The organism is [Pseudopropionibacterium] massiliense (assembly GCF_900607225.1).
Lineage (GTDB): Bacteria > Actinomycetota > Actinomycetes > Propionibacteriales > Propionibacteriaceae > Arachnia > Arachnia massiliensis.
On record NZ_LR027842.1, the window covers coordinates 2,520,284 to 2,541,948 of the forward strand.

The 21,665-nt window shown below is 63.5% G+C and carries 18 protein-coding genes; 7 read left to right on the forward strand and 11 right to left on the reverse strand.

What is annotated here, in order from left to right:
* Nucleotides 1–779: polysaccharide deacetylase family protein (locus E0E39_RS11240; protein ID WP_207302479.1), on the forward strand; the 779-nt coding region annotated here is incomplete at its 5' end.
* A gap of 65 nt (nucleotides 780–844) precedes the next feature.
* Complete coding sequence (locus E0E39_RS11245) at nucleotides 845–1,594, forward strand: phosphoglyceromutase (RefSeq protein ID WP_130874819.1); 750 nt, start codon at nucleotides 845–847, stop codon at nucleotides 1,592–1,594.
* A gap of 11 nt (nucleotides 1,595–1,605) precedes the next feature.
* Here E0E39_RS11245 and E0E39_RS11250 read toward each other — a convergent pair whose 3' ends face one another.
* Nucleotides 1,606–2,967: a chloride channel protein gene (locus tag E0E39_RS11250; protein ID WP_130874820.1), complete on the reverse strand. Its 1,362-nt coding sequence runs from the start codon at nucleotides 2,965–2,967 to the stop codon at nucleotides 1,606–1,608.
* A gap of 102 nt (nucleotides 2,968–3,069) precedes the next feature.
* Here E0E39_RS11250 and E0E39_RS11255 point away from each other — a divergent pair, with 102 nt between their 5' ends.
* From E0E39_RS11255 to E0E39_RS11270, 4 genes are all read left to right on the forward strand, one after another.
* Nucleotides 3,070–5,481: an ATP-binding cassette domain-containing protein gene (locus tag E0E39_RS11255; protein WP_130874821.1), complete on the forward strand. Its 2,412-nt coding sequence runs from the start codon at nucleotides 3,070–3,072 to the stop codon at nucleotides 5,479–5,481.
* Between the two features lie 133 nt (nucleotides 5,482–5,614).
* Nucleotides 5,615–6,097 carry an SRPBCC family protein gene (locus tag E0E39_RS11260; protein ID WP_130874822.1) on the forward strand — a complete coding sequence of 161 codons (483 nt, stop codon included), beginning with the start codon at nucleotides 5,615–5,617 and terminating at the stop codon, nucleotides 6,095–6,097.
* Nucleotides 6,094–7,467: an MFS transporter gene (locus tag E0E39_RS11265; RefSeq protein WP_130874823.1), complete on the forward strand. Its 1,374-nt coding sequence runs from the start codon at nucleotides 6,094–6,096 to the stop codon at nucleotides 7,465–7,467. Before E0E39_RS11260 ends, E0E39_RS11265 begins: the two co-directional genes overlap by 4 nt.
* A 21-nt stretch (nucleotides 7,468–7,488) precedes the next feature.
* A complete protein-coding gene (locus E0E39_RS11270; RefSeq protein WP_130874824.1) occupies nucleotides 7,489–7,989 on the forward strand; it encodes a universal stress protein in 501 nt (166 codons plus the stop codon).
* A 78-nt stretch (nucleotides 7,990–8,067) separates the two neighbouring features.
* Here the strand turns inward: E0E39_RS11270 and E0E39_RS11275 are convergent, their stop codons facing one another.
* The 10 genes from E0E39_RS11275 to E0E39_RS11320 all read right to left on the reverse strand — a co-directional run bounded on the left by E0E39_RS11275 (nucleotide 8,068) and on the right by E0E39_RS11320 (nucleotide 20,196).
* The gene (locus tag E0E39_RS11275) at nucleotides 8,068–10,644 is read right to left on the reverse strand and encodes a hypothetical protein (RefSeq protein ID WP_130874825.1); all 2,577 of its coding nucleotides are present in this window, start codon (nucleotides 10,642–10,644) and stop codon (nucleotides 8,068–8,070) included.
* A gap of 155 nt (nucleotides 10,645–10,799) precedes the next feature.
* On the reverse strand, nucleotides 10,800–11,492 hold the full coding sequence (locus tag E0E39_RS11280) for an ABC transporter permease (protein ID WP_165444753.1): 693 nt from the start codon (nucleotides 11,490–11,492) through the stop codon (nucleotides 10,800–10,802).
* The gene (locus E0E39_RS11285) at nucleotides 11,485–12,174 is read right to left on the reverse strand and encodes an ABC transporter ATP-binding protein (protein WP_165444754.1); all 690 of its coding nucleotides are present in this window, start codon (nucleotides 12,172–12,174) and stop codon (nucleotides 11,485–11,487) included. The genes E0E39_RS11280 and E0E39_RS11285 overlap by 8 nt, the downstream gene beginning before the upstream one ends.
* Before the next feature lie 839 nt (nucleotides 12,175–13,013).
* Nucleotides 13,014–13,988 (reverse strand): IS630 family transposase, encoded by a 975-nt coding sequence (locus tag E0E39_RS11290; protein ID WP_130874828.1) that lies wholly within the window; start codon nucleotides 13,986–13,988, stop codon nucleotides 13,014–13,016.
* Between the two features lie 53 nt (nucleotides 13,989–14,041).
* Complete coding sequence (locus tag E0E39_RS11295; protein WP_130874829.1) at nucleotides 14,042–14,509, reverse strand: hypothetical protein; 468 nt, start codon at nucleotides 14,507–14,509, stop codon at nucleotides 14,042–14,044.
* A 17-nt stretch (nucleotides 14,510–14,526) separates the two neighbouring features.
* Nucleotides 14,527–16,164 (reverse strand): radical SAM protein, encoded by a 1,638-nt coding sequence (locus E0E39_RS11300; RefSeq protein ID WP_130874830.1) that lies wholly within the window; start codon nucleotides 16,162–16,164, stop codon nucleotides 14,527–14,529.
* Between the two features lie 327 nt (nucleotides 16,165–16,491).
* Nucleotides 16,492–16,851, reverse strand: a complete 360-nt coding sequence (locus E0E39_RS11305) for a biotin/lipoyl-containing protein (RefSeq protein WP_014845770.1) — start codon at nucleotides 16,849–16,851, stop codon at nucleotides 16,492–16,494.
* 16 nt (nucleotides 16,852–16,867) lie between these two features.
* On the reverse strand, nucleotides 16,868–17,125 hold the full coding sequence (locus E0E39_RS11310) for a hypothetical protein (RefSeq protein WP_051014921.1): 258 nt from the start codon (nucleotides 17,123–17,125) through the stop codon (nucleotides 16,868–16,870).
* Nucleotides 17,126–17,137: 12 nt separating this feature from the next.
* A complete protein-coding gene (locus E0E39_RS11315; protein WP_130874831.1) occupies nucleotides 17,138–18,694 on the reverse strand; it encodes an acyl-CoA carboxylase subunit beta in 1,557 nt (518 codons plus the stop codon).
* Between the two features lie 8 nt (nucleotides 18,695–18,702).
* The gene (locus tag E0E39_RS11320; protein WP_130874832.1) at nucleotides 18,703–20,196 is read right to left on the reverse strand and encodes a methylmalonyl-CoA carboxytransferase subunit 5S; all 1,494 of its coding nucleotides are present in this window, start codon (nucleotides 20,194–20,196) and stop codon (nucleotides 18,703–18,705) included.
* A 224-nt stretch (nucleotides 20,197–20,420) separates the two neighbouring features.
* On the opposite strand from E0E39_RS11320, the gene E0E39_RS11325 reads away from it, so the two are divergent.
* The gene (locus E0E39_RS11325; RefSeq protein WP_130874833.1) at nucleotides 20,421–21,662 is read left to right on the forward strand and encodes a heparan-alpha-glucosaminide N-acetyltransferase domain-containing protein; all 1,242 of its coding nucleotides are present in this window, start codon (nucleotides 20,421–20,423) and stop codon (nucleotides 21,660–21,662) included.
* Nucleotides 21,663–21,665: the final 3 nt, after the last annotated feature.

Genomic DNA, 21,665 nt, shown 5'->3' on the forward strand with positions numbered 1-21,665 from the left:
CCCCCGAGCCTTCCCCGTCGCCATCCCCCGAGCCTTCTCCGTCACCTTCCCCGAGCGCTTCTCCCGAGGCCTTGAAGCCGAACACCAGCCACAACAACGCCGCGGCCGAGTACGCCTACCCCTCGGAGAAGGTCCAGGCGTGGATGAAGGACCCCAGTTCTGCCCCCGAGAAAATCGTCTTCCTCACCTTCGACGACGGCCCGAACCATACCAATTCGGTGCAGATCCTGGACGCCCTGAAGGCGGGCGGGGTGCACGGCACGTTCTTCGTGGTCGGGAACATCGTGAGCAGCGCACCCGAGACGCTCAAACGCGAGATCGCGGAGGGACATTCGGTGGCCATGCACAGCTACACCCACAACTACAACAAGCTCTACCCCGGCCGCGCCGGAAGCGTGGAGGCCATCAAGGGTGAGTACGAGAAGACCAAGGCGGCCCTCGAGGAGGTCCTGGGCTCCGATTTCAAGACCAACACCTGGCGCTACCCCGGCGGCCACATGAGCTGGAAGAGGTTGGAGGCCGCCGACGAGGCCCTGGCGGCCGAGGGTGTGCACTGGATCGACTGGAACTGCCTCACGGGTGATGCCGAGCCGAAGAATCGCCAACCCAAGGATGTCGCGGGCATGGTGAAGATGGCGACCTCCGCGATCGGTGAGGGCCTGAAGGTCGCGGTGATGCTCGCACACGACGCCGAGGGCAAGGACATGACGGTCAAGGCGATGCCCCAGATCATCAGCGCCTACAAGGAGGCGGGCTACAAGTTCGGGGTCATCGCCTGAGGCCGATGTGAAATCGACACGGGTGAACCGTGTGCAAGGATTCGCCCGCCTTGTAGGCTGACGCCATGACCGGAAAGCTGATCCTGCTCCGTCACGGCGAGAGCGAATGGAACGCGAAGAACCTGTTCACCGGCTGGGTGGACGTCGACATCAACGAGAAGGGTGAGGCCGAGGCCCGGAAAGCAGCGGAGCTGCTGACCTCGGAGGGGCTGCTGCCGACTGTGCTGCACACCTCGCTGCTGCGTCGCGCCATCCACACCGCCTACCTGGCCCTCGACGGCTGCGACCGACACTGGATTCCGGTGCGGCGCAGCTGGCGTCTCAACGAACGCCACTACGGGGCGCTGCAGGGCCTGGACAAGACCGCCACCCGTGACAAGTACGGTGACGAGCAGTTCATGTTGTGGCGCCGCAGCTACGACACCCCGCCGCCGGTGCAGGACACCGACGCGGAGTACTCGCAGTTCAACGATCCCCGCTACGCCGACATCCCCGCCGACGAGCGTCCCCGCACCGAGTGTCTCAAGGACGTCGTGGCGCGCATGCTGCCGTACTGGGAGGAGTCCATCATCCCGGATCTGGATGCCGGTCACACCGTCCTGGTCACCGCGCACGGCAACTCCCTGCGCGCGCTGGTCAAGCATCTGGACGGCATCTCCGACGAGGACATCGCGGGGCTGAACATCCCCACCGGGATCCCCCTGCTGTACGAACTCGACGAGAACCACCGACCCCTCGTCAAAGGTGGTCGCTACCTCGATCCGGAGGCCGCCGCCTCCTCCATCGAGGCCGTCAAGAACCAGGGCAAGAAGTAGTCTCGGAAAGTTCAGTTCGCCTTCTCAACGGGTCCTGTCGTGAGAGCGACGGGACCCGTTTCCTCGTCGTCCTTGCCTTCGTCCTGTTTCTTTCCGCGGTTCCGCCACCAGGATGCGGCCGCCGTGGCTCCCGCGATCGCCAGGGCCGTCGGCACCAGGATCGTCGCGCCGGAGTGCGTCAGCTCCAGCACCAGCGCGAATCCGGTCAGTGGGGCCTTGATGGAGGCGCCGAGGAAGGCCGCGGCACCGATGAACACGCAGGCGACGAGGTTGGATCCCGGCCAGATCAGCGACCACACGAGTCCCGTCAATCCGCCGAGGGCCGCGCCCAGCGCGATGCCGGGGTTCAGGGTGCCTCCCCAGGCGCCCACCCTGACCGTGATCAGTGTGGTGACCGCCTTGGCGATCAGCAGCAGGGCGATCAGCCCCAGCGCCTGAGGCCCGACCTCCGCCACCTGATTCGTGACGGTCTGCGTGACCGGGTGGCCGTTGCCCAGTACCCACGGCACCCAGATGGAGATCGCCCCGACCACGGCGAATCCGAGGGGCATGATCCACAGAAGCCGGGTGGTGGTCGGGCGTTTCCGTTCGGCGCGTGTGACCGCTTCACCGAAGAGCGCCCCGGCCAGACCGATCACCGGGCCGCACAACACGGCCCACGCCACCAGCGCGGGCGAGGAGACCAGCTCCGGCATCCTGTAGTAGACCTCCGGTCTGCCCCACCCGGTCGAGACGAACACCGCGATGCCTGAGACCGCCAGCGCAGCGGCCAGGGAGCGTTTCGAGAAGGTGGCGAGGAGCGCCTCGAGGGCGAAGAAGATGCCGGACAGGGGGATGCCGTAGACGGCCGCCAGGCCCGCCCCGGCCCCGCAGGCCACCAGGATCCGCCGGTCCTCCTCGTCCAGGCCGAACCGGTCGCTGATCCATCCGGACAGTGCGGCACCGGCCTCCCGCGGCGCGACCTCGCGGCCGAGTGAGGCGCCCATGGCGATGATGACGATCTGCGTTGCGGCGTGCCAGATGGTGCGCAGCACCGGCATGCGGCTGCCTGCCACGGCCTGCTCCGTCGACACCGGTCCGGGTCCGGTGCGGTGCAGCAGCACCCACGACACCGCACCGATCACACCGGCCGCTGCGAGGGTGAGGAGCCGACGCCACCACGGGACGGTTTCCAGGGCCGTGATCAGGTGTCCCTCGGAGATGCTCCAGACGAAGTGTTCCACGGTGTGCAGCAGGTGCGCGCAGGCCCATCCGGTGACACCCGCGGTGATTCCCGCCAGAATGACGGCGGCAGCGAAACGCCGGAGCCCCGGGGCTCCGGCGGTGGTGTGTGATGTGGTGGTGTTGTACATCGAGGACGGATCGGAACTCACGTTCTCCTACTCTAGAACTCCTTATCCCTGCGAACAGCACCCACCCGGTGCCCGGGATTCCTGACGGATGACACGTGCACCGCAGATCACCCGAGGACGCCCATGCCGAAACCCCATCCCGCCGACTCCCATGACGTGATCCGGATCCGTGGCGCCCGGGAGAACAACCTGAAGGACGTCAACCTCGACCTGCCCAAACGCCGTCTCACCGTGTTCACCGGGATCTCCGGCTCCGGGAAGTCATCGCTGGTTCTCGACACCATCGCGGCGGAGTCGCAGCGGATGATCAACGAGACCCATTCGGCCTTCGTGCAGGGTTTCCTTCCCACCCTCGACAGGCCTGACGTCGATTTTCTCGACGGCCTCACCACCGCGATCATCGTCGATCAGGAAAGGCTGAGCGCGAACCCCCGCTCCACGCTCGGCACCGCCACCGACGTGAACGCCCGGCTCCGCATTCTTTTCAGCCGTCTCGGGAAACCCCACATCGGCGGTCCGAAGGCGTTCTCGTTCAACGTCGCATCCGTTTCCGGGGCCGGGGCGATCACCACGACCAGGGGAGGCAGAACACGGAAACAACGGCGTGAATTCGAGGTGGTGGGTGGCATGTGCCCGCGCTGCGAAGGGCTCGGGAGGGTGTCCGATTTCGATCCAACCGCCCTCTTCGACGCGGAGAGGTCGCTGAACGAGGGTGCGTTGTTGGTTCCCGGTTATTCCATCGACGGCTGGTACGGTCGCATTTACCGCAATTCCGGTTTCCTCGATCCGAACAAACCCATAGGTCACTACTCCGAGCGCGAGCTTGACGTTCTGCTGCACAAGGAAGCCACTCGGACGACGGTGAACGGTGTCAACGTCACATTCGAGGGTCTGATCCCGAGGATCCGGAAATCCTTCCTGGGCAAGGATGTCGAGGCGATGCAACCCCACGTCCGATCCTTCGTGGAGCGTGCTGTCACCTTCGGGGTCTGTCCTGAGTGCGAGGGCACCAGGCTGAACACCGCTGCCCGTGAATCCAGGATCGCTGGTGTCTCCATCGCGGATGCCTGCGCGATGCAGGTCAGCGACCTGACCAGTTGGCTCCGGGAAATCGAGGAGCCGTCCGTGGCCCCGCTGCTCACCTCCCTGCGGGAAACCGTCGACGCCTTCGTCCGCATCGGGCTCGGTTACCTGTCACTGGATCGCCCCTCGGGGACCCTGTCGGGTGGTGAGGCGCAACGCACCCGGATGATCCGGCACCTGGGATCGTCGCTGACGGACATCACCTACGTTTTCGACGAACCGTCCATCGGGTTGCATCCCCACGACGTGAAACGCATGGGTGACCTGCTGCTGGAGCTGCGGGACAAGGGAAACACTGTGCTGGTGGTGGAGCACGAACCGGAGCTGATCGCCATCGCCGATCACGTCGTCGATCTCGGCCCCGGTGCCGGGTACGGGGGTGGGCGGATCTGTTTCGAGGGCACCGTCGACGAGCTGCGCGCCAGCGGCACCCTCACGGGCCGTCACCTCGACGACCGGGCGCATCTGAAGGACCGAGTACGCGAACCCCGGGGTTTTCTTGAGATCCGGGGCGCGGACACCAACAACCTGCGCGGGGTGGACGTCGACATCCCGCTGGGGTGTCTGGTGGTCGTCACGGGGGTGGCGGGATCGGGCAAGTCGTCGCTGATCCACGGCTCGGTGGCCGGCCGCGACGGGGTCGCGGTGATCGACCAGTCGGTGATCAAGGGCTCCCGCCGCAGCAACCCGGCCACCTACACGGGTCTGTTGGACCCGGTTCGCAAGGCCTTCGCGAAGGAGAACGGGGTGAAGCCGTCCCTGTTCTCCCCCAATTCGGAAGGCGCCTGCCCGGCCTGCAACGGGGCCGGGGTGATCTACACGGACCTGGCGATGATGGCGGGGGTCGCAACCACCTGCGACGAGTGCGGGGGACGGCGTTTCCGGGACGAGGTGCTGAACCACCGCCTGGGCGGGCGCAACATCTCGGAGGTGCTGTCGATGCCGGTTTCCGAGGCGGTCGGTTTCTTCGGTGCGGGTGGGGTGCGTGTTCCCGCGGCGCACCGGATTCTGAGTTCCCTGCTGGACGTCGGACTGGGTTATCTCACTCTCGGGCAACCCCTGACCACCCTGTCCGGCGGTGAACGTCAACGTCTGAAACTGGCCTCGGAGCTCGGTTCCGACAGCACCATTCATGTGCTGGACGAACCGACGACGGGCCTGCATCCCGCCGATGTGAGGCAGCTGTTGACGCTGCTGGACCGGATCGTCGACTCCGGGAAATCGGTGATCGTGATCGAACACCACCAGGCGGTCATCGCCCATGCCGACTGGATCATCGATCTGGGACCGGGCGCCGGGCACGCCGGCGGGCTGCTGATCTTCGAGGGGACCCCCGCGGACCTGGTCAGGCGGCGGACCACGATGACCGGTCGGCACCTCGCCACCCATACGGTTCGAACGGGAAGCAGCGAGGACAATGCCGACCTCTCCCGTCCTGGTATCAAGGGTTGACACCCCTGCTGGCGCTCGAAAGAATGCAGGCAACATCCTGAAATCTTTGTCGAGGAACGTACCCCTGGAGTATGGACAGGTTTAGGGTGGGTACCAAGTCATGTGGGCAGTTCCACATCAACAGGAGTGAGCAATGGTCGCCAATGTCATGTTGATCGTCGAGCGAAAGTTCGACTACCCCCAGAAACGTGTTTTCAAGGCGTGGACGGCACCCGAGGAGATGATGCTGTGGCGAGGCAGCCCCGGGTGGCACGTCGAGCAGGAAACGGTTTCCTCCGAATTGAAGCTCGGCGGCAAGCACCACCACGTGAAGATCCGCGACAACGACCCGACTGTCAGGGTCACCACGGATGCGGTCTTCACCGAGTACTTCGATCCGGACGTCTTCGTTGCCCGCCAGCGCATCACCGGCGACCCCGGCATCGATCCCGACATTCCCATGGAACTGCGTGTCGAGTTCACCAAGTACGGCCGCGACGGCGGCGGAACCCTCGTGCGCATCGTTCAGGGACCCTACGAACCCTCCCGCGCCGAGTACCACGCCACTGGTTGGGAACGGGAACTGAACCGCCTCGAGGATTTCCTGGCCGCCAACCCTGAGGGAGTTTCCCGATGAGCGCGACGGTTGTGCGGCGGAAGCCGCTCATGACGATGCCGCAGATCCTGCTGATGAACCTGGGATTCTTCGGTGTCCAGTACTCCTTCGGCATGCAGCAGACGGCCATCAACCCCATCTACCAGTTCCTCGGCGCAGACCCCGAGGAGATGCCGCTGCTGAACCTGGCCGGGCCGATCACCGGCCTGCTGATCCAGCCCATGATCGGCGCCATCTCGGACAAGACATGGGTTCCGAAGTGGGGCCGCAGGCGTCCCTTCCTGCTGGCCGGCGCCATCGGCTGCTCCGTGTGCCTGTTCCTGTTCCCCTTCGCCTCCGCGGTGTGGATGGCCGTGCTGCTGCTGTGGCTGCTCGATGTGTCCAACAACACCGCCATGGAGCCCTACCGGGCGTTCATCTCCGACAGACTGCCGCCGTCGCAGCTGGCCAAGGGCTTCCTGGCCCAGTCCTTCTTCGCCGGCCTCGGAATCACCCTGGCCAACGTGTCGCTGTTCGTGTTCCAGCAGGTCATCCCCGGCATCTTCGGCAGCCTTCCCTCCTGGGTGATGGCCTCATTCATGCTGGGCACCGTCGCCTCCATCGCCACCGTGCTGGTCTCGATCCTCAGCACCAAGGAACTCGAACCCACGCCCGAGGAACTCGCCGAGCTGCGCGCCCACAAGACCAGTTTCGTCGGCACCGTCAAGGAGATCTGGGACGCCATCGTCGAGATGCCCGTCCAGCTGCGCAAGCTGGCGCTGGTCTACCTGTTCCAGTGGTACGCCATGAACTGCTACTGGCAGTACGTGTCGCTGTCCGTAGGGGAGTCCATCTTCGGGGCGACCCATGCCCTGAAGGAAGCCGATCCGGATCGGTACAAGACCTTGTTCGAGCAGGCCACGGCATGGACCGGCCTGGTCAACGGTGCCTACAACGTCGTGACCTTCTGCGTGGCCTTCGCTCTGGTGGTCCTGGCCAAGCGGCACGGTGCGAAGTTCGTCCACACCACCTGCCTGCTGCTGGCGGCGGTCGGCCTGGCCTTCTTCCCGCACATCACCGACAAGTACCTGCTGTTCGTGCCGATCATCGGCCTGGGTATCGCGTGGGCCTCCATCTTGGGCGTTCCCTACATCATGGCAGTCCGCATGATCCCGTCCACCCGCTACGGCGTCTACATGGGCATCATCAACATGATGATCGTCATCCCGATGCTCATCCAGACCGCCACCTTCGGCACCGTCTACAAGCTGATCGGTGACCAGCCCGGCAACGCGATCACCTTCGCCGCCGTCCTCCTGGCCCTGGCGGCCATCGCGATGCTCTGGATCAAGGAGCCGCCGATCGTCAAGGACGTCGACGATCTGTCCGAACCCGTGCCTGCCGAAAACTGATCTCCCACGATTGGAGGGGAAATGCTCAAGGACTACACCACGGTCGTCGTCGGAACCGATGGTTCCGAACTCGCCGTGCCGACCGTCGCCCGGGCCGCGTGGATCGCGACCAAGGAGGACGCCGACCTGGTCATCGTGTGCGCCTACGGCGGCGGTTCCCGAAGGGCCGACGCGAAGGTGCCGCTGACCGAGACCGCACCGAGCCGCATCGGGCAGGTTCCGGGCAAGGAAGCGGCCACGCTGGCCGTCACACACGCCAAGGACATCGCCGTCGCCGCCGGGGCGCGCGTGAAGGCCACCCTGCTGGTGGAAGCGGATCCCGCCGAGGCGCTGCTCAGCAGCTCGAAACAGCACCTCGGGGATCTCATCGTGATCGGCGCCATCCGCGACCGCTCGATCGCCGGCCGCCTGCTCGGTGACGTCGCCAGCGTCGTCGTCAGGCGAGCCCACTGCGACGTGCTGGTGATCCGCCCGGTCAACCCGGACGAGGGCGACCAGATCCGCCCGGAAAGCGACGCGTGACAGGTCGCACGGCAGATCGTGAACAAGATGGAGGGGTCGCTTCGGCGGCCCCTCCACAACGTTGCGCCGGCGACGGGGTCAACTCCGGCGGCTCATGCCGAGCCAGAAGATCATGACGATGAAACCGACGAACAGGCCGATCCACAGCCCCGACCAGCTGAGCAGCAGAATCAGGGTGTACAGGACGCTCGGCCAGTCGTTCAGCAGGATCATGAGCAGGTAGCCGAGGAAACCCGGCCACACGTTCCGTGTCCTGAGCGCCACCAGCACAGGAGGGATCGCCAGCAACACCCCCCGGACGGCCTCGGCGGCCACCCGGGTCGGGGAAAGGGGCGCGAAACCGACCTGCAGCAGCGTGAACCCCAGGATGACGATCACGGCGGCCCACACCGCCCCGAGTCGTTCGCGCAGCCGCGGCAGCGCGTAGCCGAAGAACAGCAGGCCGTCCACGAAAGCCACCCAGGCCGGTATCAGCAGGATCTGCGCGACCAGCAACCACAGCGGGGTGTCCGGTGTGGGGGTGGGTTTCCCCTCCACGCGGAGCCAGCTCTCCGCGAAGGCGTAGGCCAGCAGCGAGATGCAGACCATGCATGTACCGACCGCCAGCGACCACTTGAGATCGCTGGCGGTGAACGACCCCATGAACCTCCGGAGGCCCGTCCGTTCCCGCTTGAGCAGCCACCACAGCAACGCCAGGTTGAGCACACCGAGGATCGCCCGGCCCTCGTCGTACCAGTAGGGATTGTGCCCGGCAGACAGCAGCCAGAAACCGAACGCCAGCAGCGGGACCACCCGCGCCGCCAGGGCGAGTAGCGGATGCCACAACGCGACCGGGGGCTGGGGTTTCGCGGTCTTCTTCCTCGTCACCCCACCAAGTCTGCCCGGTCCCGGCGGAAACCAGGGATCAGTCCGCAGGGAGGGTGATGGCCGGGTCGTCGGGTCGGATGGGGGCCTGCGGGTCGTGGGTGGCGACCACGACGACGCACCGTTCGGCACGCGACTCGATGATGCGCCACACCCGGTCCCTGAGGTTCGCGTCCATCCCGGCGGTCGGTTCGTCCAGGACCACGATCCGGCTGGACTCGTCGGCGAACGCCCTGGCCAGCGCGACCCGCCGCCCCCGGGGGTGGCGACCCCCAGGGCGCCCCGCTCGGCACGCGCCTCGCGGATGCGCCACCCCCGGTCCGTGAGGTCGCCGCCCGTCCCGGCGGCCGGTTCGTCCAGGCCCGCGGCCCGGCTGGCCTCGTCGGCGACCGCCCTGCCCAGCGCGACCCGCCGCCCCCCCCCCCCCGAGCCCCCGCCCCGCTCGGGGGCGATCACCTCGTGCTCGCGGGCCCCGCCCCGGGAGAACTCCCCCAGGCCGAGTTCCCGGAGGATCCCGTCGACGGCACCGGGTGGCAGGTCGCGTCCGAAACGCACGTTGTCGATGACCGTGCCTGCCAGCAGACCCGGTTCCTGGGGCAGGTAGGAGAGGGTTCCCCCGCGGCCGGTTCCGGCGCGGAGGCTCCCGTCGGCCAGGCCCCGGATCCCCAGGAACCGCTCCGCCCAGGTGGTCTTGCCGGCCCCGCTGTCGCCAAGACACCAGACGGGCCTCCCGGGCGTCCACGCCGGCGGTTCCGGCGCGGCACCCAGCGCCCCGGCGGCGTCGTCGACCGGCGGGTCGATCCTGGTCTGCGCCTCCCGGTACTGGCTCTCCGAGACCGCCAGGGTGGACAGGCCGAAACCGGCGTCCTGCAGGGGCGCGACGGCGGACAGGAAAACCCCGGAGACCGCGATCATGACGCCCAGCGACGGGGGTTCGCCGGCCCGGGCGAACAGGCAGAGCGCGACGGCGATCCCGGCCGCGAGCACCAGGGCCTGGCTCACCTGGAGGCCGCGGGTGGCGCGGTAGGAGCGCATGGCGCGGCGCTCGACCCTCGATCTGTCGCGCCGGTACCACTGCCGGGCGTGGGCGTGGCCGTCGAAGATCCTGGTTTCCCGCCACAGGGACAGCAGGTTCACCAGCACCCCGAAGCTTCGCATCGCCTCCTTGAAGAAGAGCGTCTGGAGGCGTTGATGGCGGCGGATCAGTGGGGTGCTGATGGCGGCGTAGACCAGCACGGTGGCCAGGAAGACGGCGAGCACCCCGATTCCTCCCACGAGGCCGACCGTCGCCGTACCCGCGAGAATGCTGACCCCGGCGGGCAGCAGGGACAGGTGCAGGCAACTCAGTCCCTCGCGCAGGGCGGACGCCGCGGAGTCGATGGCGAAACCCACGGTGGACTCGTCCACCCGTCCCCTGGCGCGCGGGTCGGACCGGTTGCTGCGGTCCAGGGCACGAACCATGAAACGGGACTGCATGGCCTGTTCCAGGCGGCCGTAGGTCGGCAGGAAACAGGCCCGGCCCGCGCTTCCCAGCCACCAGATCGCCGCGTAGAGCACCGCGACGACGGGCAGACCCCAGCGCCACCACGCGCCTTGGAGGGCGAGCTCCAACCCGAGCCCCAGCACCACCGGGGCGAGGATCCGCGCGAACGCCCCCGCAACGACGGCGCCGATCACCGTCAGGTTCCGCGCCCGGGAGGTGGCGTCCGCCTCCAGGCAGATCAGGAACGCGAATCGCCACATCGCGCGGTCGGGTTTCGATTGTCCTTGGTGCTTCCCGGCAGATAACATGCACGCCCTCTCGCCCAAACGGCGCCGAGCCATCAGGCTACTACCCCACCAGCCGGCCTTGCCGACCCCACGACGCCGCTACTCGCCCGCTGGTCGTTCAGCTCACTCTGCCTCCGAAATCAAGGCGGATCGGCTCCCGGCACCACGGATCGCACCTATCCGGAGTTCAGCACGATTCTCTCGACCGACAGTTTTCTCAGGGCGAGGAAGCACAGCAGACCAAGCACCGCGGCCGCCAGGGCCAGGACCAGGACGAGAGCGCTAACGGACACGGCCACGCCCCCCAGCATCGGAAGCGCCATGCCGCCCCCGTAGAACCCCACCACGGACATCTGAGCCCACTTCGCGGCGTTCTCCGACATCATCCACATGGCGTAGCCGACCAGTATTGCCGATTCAACAGCCAGCACCCACCCGAAGACCAAGACCGCCGGAACAACGGAAAGCACCCAATTTGATTCAAAGCCCTGAGCGTGAGCCCAGCACAGATTGAATACGGCGAAAATGCAGCCGAGACCGAAACTCACCAGGAAGGGAACAAGAAGTTTCGAGAGAAAGAGCGAGCGCACCCCGTAGGGAAGCCCAAGGAAGGACTCCAGGGTGCCATAGCCTCTCTCCTCCCCGAACCGGGTGGTGGACAACATCCCCACCATGGCGGAGAAAAGAATTGCGAACAGCGACCACGAAACGGATTCTGCCGGACTGCTTTCCGCAGCCGAGACAGCTTTACCGAGCATCATCGCGGGGAACAGGAAAGCAAACCCCAGTCTTCCGGCCAGCCCTTTCGCCAAGAGCCCCCGCCACTCCTTGTAGGCGACGGCTTTCATCAATCTCGGGACCCTACTCATCGAACGCCTCCGAATATCTCTCCAGCAGATCCTCGGAACCATCCCAGAACTGCCCGGGAGCGGCGTCGAAGACAACCACTTTCTTGAGGCCGACCACCCGCCGCGCATGCGCGAACACTATGTGCAGGTCGTGCGAGGAGAAAAGAACCCCAACCTGACCGCGCAACTCCTCAAGGAAGGAGATCAGATGCCTCTGACCGGATGGATCGAGACCGGAAAAGGGTTCGTCAAGCAGCAGAAGAGCGGGAGATGAAAGCATCGAGCGAGCAATTGCCAAGCGCCTTCGCATTCCCTTGGAATAAGCTGACACGGGGACGTTCGCCACATCGCTCAACCCGAGCAGCTCGATCATTTCATCGACGCGGCCGGCATTCACCCCCAAAGCCTTCTGGAAGAAGACCAGATTCTGCGAACCGGTCAAGGCCGGATACAGCCCGTCGTTGTCAAGACAGTACCCAACACGTTTCCTGGACAGCGCGTCCTCTGCCGGGCGGCCATCAATGATGACCCTTCCCTCATCCGGCGACAGGAGCCCCAGGATCAGCCTGAGCAGGGTGGTTTTTCCCGCACCGTTCGGACCAACCAACCCTACGACCTCCCCCTGCTCCACGCAGCAGCTGACCTTTTCGAGAACTTGAATCCCCCGGAGGGATTTCGAAACCGACTTAACTTCCAACTGCATTGGACCCATCCAATCGATCGCAAGTTACACACTGATCAATTTCCGCTCCAGCACGTAAGTCAATGTACCGACAATCAGTACATGCATAACGAAGCCCACAGGAAGCACACGGGAAAATAGTATCCATAGCTAGACTCCGCTGCCGCAGGAAATCATCAGACTGTAGCGCCCGGACAATATCAAATTCACTCGCCAAAGAGTGGGTACGCAGCATAGGACACGTAGAAACGATACCATCTGAATGCACCGCCAGCGTAGATCCTAAACAACTATGCATTCTTTGTCGCCTATTAAGCGTCTTTGTATCTGGAAGTGGGGAGGACAACCTATGTGGGACATGGAACGACCGCGGCATTATGACCGATGTTTCCAACCAGTCAATCCTTAAATCCCCAAGTATGCTCTTGAAGTCTTCAAGAAGCCTCGATTCATCGCCAACCAAGAGCAAGCAAGACTCCGCAGGAATTTTGGAAATTGCTTCCACAAAAGTGGGTATCGGGTAACGCTCGACATCAACTTTCAAAAGCAAATTGACGCGATTCTTCAAGGCGCGATATCCCGAATTCATTACTATCGATATATCCGAAATAATTTCTGGCTTAAACTCATACTTTTCCGCCTCGGCTACCAACGGCATAAGAATGCTCATAATGTCCACAGTTGGCGGTGTGGTTATACAGAGCTTCTGTACACCAAGATTCCAGTACTTTCTAATCACTCTGACCAAGTTCTTGATTCCACGCTCCCTCAAACCCTCACCCTTAACGCAGCGCCAGCAGCTAAGGTGCAAATCGAGCTCTTGCGAGTCGCAGTATAGCAGTCTTGAAACAGGATGTCGTTTATAGGCGGTACGGGAATTTCTTCTTTCGTATGTAGGTTTCGAATGCGTTTCGGGTGTCGGTGAAGTGGGGGCGTTGGAGGTTGCTGATGTGGGTTTTTGCTTCGCCCCAAACATGCTCGATGGGGTTGTGGTCAGGGCAGTAGGGTGGCAGCCACAGGAGGGTGATGTCTGCAAACCTGTTTCCTTTACCGAGGTGTTGTTTCAGTTCCCGGGATTTGTGCCATCCGGCGTTGTCCCACACGATCGTGATCTTCTGGCCGGGATGTTTGTCGACGAGTTGGGTGAGGGCATCGATGATGGTGTGACTGTTCTGCCAGTCCAGCGCTGTGAGTTCCACACTCCCGTCAGCCTGGTTGAGGAACCCGATGTAGGACTGGCAGCGGCGTTGCCGGTCCACTTCCAGCACGGTGGGTACCCCTCGGCGGCACCAGGCTCGTCGGGTGAGTGCTTCGTGTTCGATGCGCACCTCGTCAGCTGCGAACACGAGATACCCTTGCGCACGTGCGTGATCGACCAGGTCGCGGATCTGTTCCACACGGGCTGCCACGACCTCCTCGGCGGGGCGGCGCTGGTCCCGGGCGGCGGGCTGCTTGAACGACAGTCCAGCATGGTGGAGCAGCACCTGGTAGGAGGAGTCCGACGCGAGGACGACCTCGAACTCGGTGGCAATGTAGTCCTTCAACCTTGGCAGACTCCAGAACCCCACCGGCAGCCCGTCAGGGTCGGTGGGAGGGGTTTGCAGTACCCGCATCACCTCGTCATGCTGTGCTTGGGACAGTTTCGCTGCATTCCGGTTCCCGATGTGCCCGGTGTACAAGGAGGCCATCCGTTCATCACGCCATTCAGCGACCCAGCGCTGCAACGACCTCTCGGACTTCCCGACCACCCTGGAAACCTGTTCCACCGGGATCCCGACATGCAGCATCAACAGCCCCATCGCTCGTTTCCGCATCGACGGATACACAGCATTCACCTGATAATCCTGCAAAAGTTCTTCATATCCGGCAGCGAATCCTTCCACAACTCTTATTCAAGCGCTCCGGTAAAAATGATGCAACACGACATGCCGCCCCCGCAGCAAAACCTTGGGTAATACCCCAGAAAACACCAAACACAACGACATCTTGTTAAATGGGAGCTATAACTACAATTTAGGTTACATGGAGCTGCAACAACCAAGAAACCAGTAGTGATCACAGGAGGAGTCTGAAAAACATACTCAGTCTGCCAGCGCGGGAAGTAGTTAACCTTCTCCACGAAAGCAGGGGCAGCCAGATAGTCACCTAGCCCCTCTGCTTGCAGTTCATTCATCCACGCAACAACTTCATTTACTGCTATATGAAGTTCGTCAGCAACAGCTTCGAGCGGGATGTTTTTTTCTGCAAGATCTAGCGCTCTCATACGATCTTCTTCAAGAAGAAAAACTCGCTGATGCCCTCCATCATAAAGAGCAGATTTGGGCTCGCCCTTAGCAAGATACACATCGCTTTTCAATCGAAAAAATCTCTTAGTCACTGTAATCTCACCGCCGCACGCGCTATAGCTGAATGATACTCTGAAGTATATCGTTCAATCCAGGAAGGATCGATTTCTGCAAGCTCAATACTTGCGGTTAGGGCACCATAGAAGTCATTTACCCCATCGCAGCATATCCCCTCATTGCGCCGGAGGACAGCACCACTAAGGAATGTTTGCAGGCAGGAACCACAGCTGTTTCTGATGTCACATGCGGTGCAACCCTTCATCAGGGCTCGAAGCTCATTGACTAATGAAGCAATACTTTCAAAGTCAAGTCCATCTTCAACCGTACCAATCGGGCGACTATGTTCAACCCTCTCGCAAGCATGCAAGCGCCCGTCAACTGCAACGTAAATCTTGTCTCCCGGAACACAAGTTCCCGTGTACTGAATGATTCGATCGGTTTCCTCGCGCTCATGCGTTTTGAGGAACGGTTGAAGTAGCGACCGACCTACAAGAGCATACAAAAATCGTCGCTGACCAAGATCAGACGCGTCTGCAGGGTCAGTCATCACACGAATGAAAAGGTTCAACATTTCCCGATGTTGGGTAATTAATCTCTCTTTCTCGCCTGCCGTAAACTGCTCATAGTACAACGTATCAAACGGATTGACGGGTGTGACACTAAAGGGAACAAGTTCTGGATGCTCAATGAAAAAATTCATCACAGCTTCGAGATCTGTTTTAGGGTCATAGACGGTATTCACAAAAGCTTCGCATCCAGACGCTTGGATGTAGCGCTGGACTCCGGTCATCACGCGACTATGCGTTGGCTTTCCTCCCGAGAAACGTCGATTCCTATCATGCTCTGACGCAGGACCATCTATACTGAAAGTCGGCAACATATCGTGAGCCACAAAAAATTTAGCTACTCTATCAGTGACCAATGAGCCGTTAGTAGTGAGCAGAAAAAGGCATGGCCGAGGGGAGTATTCTTCAGCAAAATTCACACATTCTCTCAATACACTCCAGTTTGCCAACGGTTCTCCACCGTAAAAAGTGACTATAGGCCGCCTTCTCGGGTTGTATTCTTCGAATGTCTGCACCGAATCTATGTACCACTTAGTTGCAGCCAGCGCTCGCTCACGACTCATCTGACGTATTCCATGCGCGCGCGAATTAGGATATACAGTAGAATACACACAATACCGGCATCGAAAATTACAGACTTCAGTAAGCTCAAGGATCAGCTCCCCGAACCCCTGTCGACGCACATGATGTTCTATGGTTTTTGCGCTTACAGGATCTAGCGATGGCACATGGCGCCGTCCTTTAGGCCATAAGGGAAGCAACCTCGACGGCGCAATCAGACAATGCTCTGTGTCATATGTGTAACAGGTTCGGCCTTCAGAATTCAGTTCCACCTGAAATGGTTTCATAGAGCACGACCTCCCACGCGGAAGGCGGTTGACAGCCTGCGGTACTGCCAACCGCCCAACCGCCGCTCGCCTAGTAGTTTCTAACCCATCCGTGAACAGTTCCGAGACCACCTCCACCGCCAACGACAGCCAGCTTCCAGCTGAAGCTATCGAGGACCGGGAGCATGCCATCCGCAGCACAGGCCCCTGTGCAGCCGACCGTACATGCTGCGCCGCATCCCAAGCCGCAAATACCTCCGCAGATCCATCCATTCGGCTCAACGCTTCCGAGCAACTCCAACATGTTTCCACCTCCCCGTGGCTTGCGACTAGGGTTCCCTAGTCAGTGCCGGCGTTTTATGCAGAAGCCCAAGCATCAGCAACTATAGTTGGGGTAGCCTCAGCTAAATATATTAGACTAGTCCGCAAGTTCTTATTTTGACTTTCGTCAATCACGCTTGCCCAAGCTCCACCGTTTCCTGATTTACTTTAAGTATAAAATAGTGGTTGGTGTGTGCTTTCCCTAGCTTCGCCTCAGGTACGACACCACTTTGAAGGGGCCGCACCCAATGGGTGCGGCCCCTTCGCGTGGTTGACGGGTCAGAGCTCGATGAGGCCCTGGCCGCCCTGGACGGGCTCACCCGGCTTGACGAGGATGGCCGAAACCGTGCCGGCCGCGGGGGCCGTGATCTCGGTTTCCATCTTCATGGCCTCCAGGACCAGGAGCACCTGGCCTGCCTCGACCTCGTCGCCCTCGGCGACGAGAATGCGGGCCACCGACCCGGCCAGCGGTGCGACGACGGCGTTGGCGCCAGCCGCGCCAGCGGCCGACGGGGCCGGGGCCGCCGCCGGTGCGCCACCCGAGCCACCGATCACGATCGGCGGAAGGCTTGGGGTTTCCTTCTCGACCTCGACGTCAATCTCGTACTCCGTCTGATTGACGGTCACCTTCAGTTTCATGGGTTGTCTCCTTCAATCAGCGAACGTGCGGGACAGCACGGTTGTGGGACTGTTCGCGGGTGGCCCGGACCCAGCCGGACTGGGCGCTGAAACGGACCGCCCGCACCTTGGCCTTGTGCCCGAGGGAGGCCGCGACGGCGGCTCCGATCGCAACGAGATCCTCCTCGGGGATCCCCTGCCGGGCTTCGAGCTTGGCGAGACGCTCATCGAGGGTCTTGAGCTGAGCCGTCAGCTTCTCGACCGCCGCGAGGAGCGCAGCGTTGTTGTCAGACATCTACGACTCCGATCAGGCTGGGAAGAGGCCGTGCTTCTTCGCGGGACGCAGCTGGCGCTTACCGGCCAGCAGTTCCAGCGACAGCGCGATCTCGCGGCGGGTGTCCGCCGGGTCGATGATGTCGTCAACCAGACCACGGGAGGCAGCCATGTACGGCGTCGAGAAGGTCTCACGGTACTCCTCCACGAGCTCCTCGCGGCGAGCCTCGGTGTCCTCGGCGGCCTCGATCTCGCGGCGGAACACCACGTTCGCGGCGCCCTCGGCACCCATGACGGCGATTTCGGCGGTCGGCCAGGCGAACACCTTGTCGGCACCCAGGTCCTTCGAGCACATCGCCAGGTAGGCGCCGCCGTAGGCCTTGCGCAGCACGACGGTGATCTTCGGGACGGTCGCGGCGGAGTAGGCGAACAGCATCTTCGCGCCGTGGCGGATGATGCCGCCGTGCTCCTGGGCGACGCCGGGCAGGAAGCCGGGGACGTCGACGAGGTTCACCACGGGAATGTTGAACGCGTTGCAGAAGCGGATGAACTTGCTGCCCTTGTCCGAGGAGTCGATGTCGAGGACACCCGACATGACGCTCGGCTGGTTCGCGATGATGCCGATCGAGCGGCCGTTGATGCGGGCGAAGCCGACCACGATGCTCTTGGCCCAGCCGGCCTGCACCTCGAGGAAGTCGCGGTGATCGACGATTTCGGCAATGACGTCGCGGATGTCATAGCCCTTGTTGCCCTCGAGCGGGATGATCTCGCGCAGCTTCTCGTTGGGCTCGATCGAGTCGTCGGGATCGACGATCGGGGGCTCTTCGGAGTTGTTCTGCGGCAGGAAGCTGAGCAGCTTCTTCGCGATCAGGATGGCCTGCTCGTCGTCGTCGGCAACGAAGTCGATGACACCGGAGCGACCCATGTGGGCGTCGGCGCCGCCGAGGGCGTCCTGGGTGACTTCTTCGCCCGTGACCTGCTTGATCACGCCCGGGCCCGTGATGAACATGTGGGCCTTGCGGGTCTGGATGATGAAGTCGGTCAGGGCCGGCGAGTAGGCCGCGCCACCCGCACAGGGACCGGAGATGATCGAGATCTGCGGCACCGCACCGGAGAGCAGCACGTTGGCGTAGAAGACCTTGCCGTAGCCGGAGAGGGAATCAATGCCCTCCTGCACGCGGGCGCCGCCCGAGTCGTTGATGAAGATGAACGGGGTTCCGGTGGACAGCGACGCCTCCAGCATTTCGGTGACCTTGATGGAGTGGGTCTCACCGGCCGAACCACCCATCACGGTGAAGTCCTGGCTGGCCAGGTGGATGGGACGGCCCAGCACGGTCGCGGAACCCGTCACCACACCGTCGGCGGCCATGTAGGTCTTGTCCATGCCGAAGGTGGTGGTGCGGTTGCGGCGGAAAGCGCCGGTTTCCTGGAAGGAGCCCTCGTCGATCAGCTCTTCGATGCGCTCGCGGGCGGTCATCTTGCCGCGGGCACGCTGCTTGTCCAGCTTGTCGGCGCCGCCTCCGGCCTCGACCTTTGCCCGGGCCTCCTCGAGCTGCTGAAGGCGCTCGGCCATGGTGTGTTGCTTGCTCATTTCGCTCCTCAGGCGGGCTCGACGGAAACGCTGTGCGAACGGCCAGCGATGGTGACGTTGTACTTGACGGGACCGGAGATCCCCTGGGCCTTGCGCTTGGCGGCCTCTTCCTCGGCGGCCAGCTGCTCAGCGGTCTTGCCGACGTTCTTGGGACCCTCAGCGCGGGTCTTGAAGAACCCGGGAGCCACCCCCGGGAACATGGCGTTGGTCAGGACGTCCTCCTCGGTGCCGTCGGCACCTTCGAGTTCCTTGGCCTGGGCGACGAGTTCGTCCCATTCGGGCTTGAGCAGGTCCGCGGGACGCACCGTGATGGGGTCCTTCTTGGCCTGCGCCTGCGCCAGCTTGATGACCTCGGGGTTGCGCTCGCCGAGGCATTCGCCGTAGTAGCCGAGCATGAGGTCCGCGAACTCGCCCGTCAGCACCTTGTAGCGGCCCATCAGGACGTTGAAGACGGCCTGGGTGCCGACGATCTGGGAGGACGGGGTGACCAGCGGCGGATGGCCTGCGTCGGCCTTGACCAGCGGCACCTCGGCCATGACCTCGTCGATGCGGTCGCCCGCGCCCTGGGCCTTGAGCTGCGATTCCATGTTGGAGAGCATGCCGCCGGGGATCTGGGAGGAGAAGATGCCGGTGTCCACCAGCGTGGCCGACTCGAACTCGGCGTACTTCGGGCGGATCTTCGCGAAGTGGTCGCGGATCTTGACGAGGCGGTCCATGTCGAGGTCGGTGGTGTAGTCGGTGCCCTCGAGCATCTCCACGAAGGATTCGGTCGGGTTGTGGCCGGGGCCGAGGCTCATCGACGAGATGGCCGTGTCGACCACGTCGGCACCCGCCTCGATGGCCTTCATGAGGCTGACGAGGGTGACGCCCGTGGTGGAGTGGCAGTGAACGTTGATCTGGACGTCGCCGTAGGTTTCCTTGATGCCGCGGATGATGTCGTAGGCGGGCTGCGGCTGGAGGAGGGCGGCCATGTCCTTGAGGGCGATCGACTCGGCGCCCATGTCGATGAGCTGCCCGGCGAGCTTCACGTAGCCCTCGACGGTGTGGACCGGCGAGATGGTGTAGCAGATGGTGCCCTGGGCGTGCTTGCCGACCTTCTTGACGGCCTGCATCGCCTGGGCCATGTTGCGGGGGTCGTTGAGGGCGTCAAAGACACGGAAGACGTCCATGCCGTTCTCAGCCGACTTCTCGACGAACTCTTCCACCACCGTGTCCTCGTAGTGGCGGTAGCCGAGAAGGTTCTGGCCACGCAGCAGCATCTGGAGACGGGTATTGGGCATCAGTTCACGGAACGTACGGAGCCTGACCCAGGGATCCTCATTGAGGAAGCGGATACAGGAATCGAAGGTTGCACCACCCCAACACTCCACGGACCAGTAACCTGCGGCATCGATGTCTGCACAGGCGTCGACCATGTCTTCCAAGGCCATTCGGGTTGCCATCAAACTCTGGTGTGCGTCCCTGAGCACCAGCTCGGTGACGCCGATCTTTCGAGGACTCATGGTCCCTATCCAACCATGCCGGGACAACTTCGGGGAACGCACCCCCCTGCATCGGCGCAACCAGCCAATCCGGGTTTCACCCCCCACTGACAGGGGTAAACGCTTGAACAGCGTTCAAGCCACCGGGGTTGTCCCACCGGGTTCCCCGGCCCGCGCCCGGCGGCCGGACGCCCGGCGTTCGCGGAAAACCCGCGCTCGGTCCCGAAGTGGCCTAGGTTGGCTGGGTGTCAGTCACACAGCAGATGCCGCTTTCCCTCCGTCCGGCCCGCCCCTGGTGGCCACAGCCACGCCACGTGCAGGCCCCGGGTTACCGCGTCCCCGGGCTCGACGCCGCCCGCGGCCTGGCCGTCCTGGGCATGGTGATCGCGCACTCCGTGCTCACTCCTGCCTGGGGTTCGGGACCGGCCGCGCTGCTCGGTTTCGTCCACGGCCGATCAGGAATTCTGTTCGCCACCGTGGCGGGGGTCTCGCTGGCCATCATCAGCGGGGGCTCCCGGAGGCTCGGGGGCGACGACCTGCTGCGGGCCCGCGCCACCGTCCTGGGCAGGGCCGTCGTGCTGCTGGTGATCGCCGGGGCGTTGTCGATGCTTCCGACCACCATCCAGGTGATCCTGGCCTCCTACGCTTTCTGGTTCGTCCTCTCCCTGCCCGCGCTGCGCTGGCGGCCCCGCACCCTCCTGGTCGTCGCCTGCTGCCTGGCGTTGGCAGGCAAGCTGCTGGTGACCGGTTTGCCGCTGTGGATCCCCACATGGGGGTACGGTTCCCCCGATCTCGGGGGCAATTTCGTCCCCACCCTGCTTGTGACCACCGTCTCCCCCGCGCTGGTGTGGATGGCCTTCGTCCTGGCGGGCATGGCCCTGGGGCGTTTCGGCCTGGACAACACCAGGGCGCTGCGGGGTTTCCTGGTGGCTGGTCTGGTGCTGTTCGCCGGTTTCGCGGCCCCGTTCGTGATCTCCGCCGGTTCCCCGGCACCGCTGTTCACCGACGTCCAGCGCTCGGCCACCCCCACCACCGGGATCGACCCGACCACGGATCCGGCGACCGGCATCGACTGGCAGCGGGCGCTGTGGTCCTTCGAACCCAACTCGGGCACCGTCTTCGAGGTGCTCTCCTCGGGAGGCCTGGCGCTCGCGCTGATCGCCGGTCTGGTGCTGCTGGGCCGGCTGCCGTGGTCGCGGTGGGTGCTGCTGCCCCTGACGGGTGTCGGGTCGATGGCGTTGACGGCATACGTGGTCCACGTCGTGGTCCTGACCGACGCCCAACCGGAGGGTCTCGTCGCCGACGGGGGAACCGGGGGCTGGCTGTGCCTCGGCCTGGTGGTGGCGTGCGGGTTGTGGTCGCAGATGTTCGCCTCGGGTCCCCTGGAGCAGCTGACCGGCGCCGTCGCGGACCGGTTGGCGGGATACCCGGTGCCCCGGTCCCCGGCGGCCGGACCCCGGGGCACCACCCCGCCGACCGGCCGGTGAACC

What these genes read in the sequence shown, in the direction of transcription:
- E0E39_RS11245 (WP_130874819.1), top strand. Translation starts at nt 845, where the DNA reads ATGACCGGAAAGCTGATCCTGCTCCGTCACGGCGAGAGCGAATGGAAC.
- E0E39_RS11255 (WP_130874821.1), top strand. Translation starts at nt 3,070, where the DNA reads ATGCCGAAACCCCATCCCGCCGACTCCCATGACGTGATCCGGATCCGT.
- E0E39_RS11260 (WP_130874822.1), top strand. Translation starts at nt 5,615, where the DNA reads ATGGTCGCCAATGTCATGTTGATCGTCGAGCGAAAGTTCGACTACCCC.
- E0E39_RS11265 (WP_130874823.1), top strand. Translation starts at nt 6,094, where the DNA reads ATGAGCGCGACGGTTGTGCGGCGGAAGCCGCTCATGACGATGCCGCAG.
- E0E39_RS11270 (WP_130874824.1), top strand. Translation starts at nt 7,489, where the DNA reads ATGCTCAAGGACTACACCACGGTCGTCGTCGGAACCGATGGTTCCGAA.
- E0E39_RS11275 (WP_130874825.1), bottom strand. Translation starts at nt 10,644, where the DNA reads ATGTTATCTGCCGGGAAGCACCAAGGACAATCGAAACCCGACCGCGCG.
- E0E39_RS11280 (WP_165444753.1), bottom strand. Translation starts at nt 11,492, where the DNA reads ATGAGTAGGGTCCCGAGATTGATGAAAGCCGTCGCCTACAAGGAGTGG.
- E0E39_RS11285 (WP_165444754.1), bottom strand. Translation starts at nt 12,174, where the DNA reads ATGCAGTTGGAAGTTAAGTCGGTTTCGAAATCCCTCCGGGGGATTCAA.
- E0E39_RS11300 (WP_130874830.1), bottom strand. Translation starts at nt 16,164, where the DNA reads ATGGATGGATCTGCGGAGGTATTTGCGGCTTGGGATGCGGCGCAGCAT.
- E0E39_RS11305 (WP_014845770.1), bottom strand. Translation starts at nt 16,851, where the DNA reads ATGAAACTGAAGGTGACCGTCAATCAGACGGAGTACGAGATTGACGTC.
- E0E39_RS11310 (WP_051014921.1), bottom strand. Translation starts at nt 17,125, where the DNA reads ATGTCTGACAACAACGCTGCGCTCCTCGCGGCGGTCGAGAAGCTGACG.
- E0E39_RS11315 (WP_130874831.1), bottom strand. Translation starts at nt 18,694, where the DNA reads ATGAGCAAGCAACACACCATGGCCGAGCGCCTTCAGCAGCTCGAGGAG.
- E0E39_RS11320 (WP_130874832.1), bottom strand. Translation starts at nt 20,196, where the DNA reads ATGAGTCCTCGAAAGATCGGCGTCACCGAGCTGGTGCTCAGGGACGCA.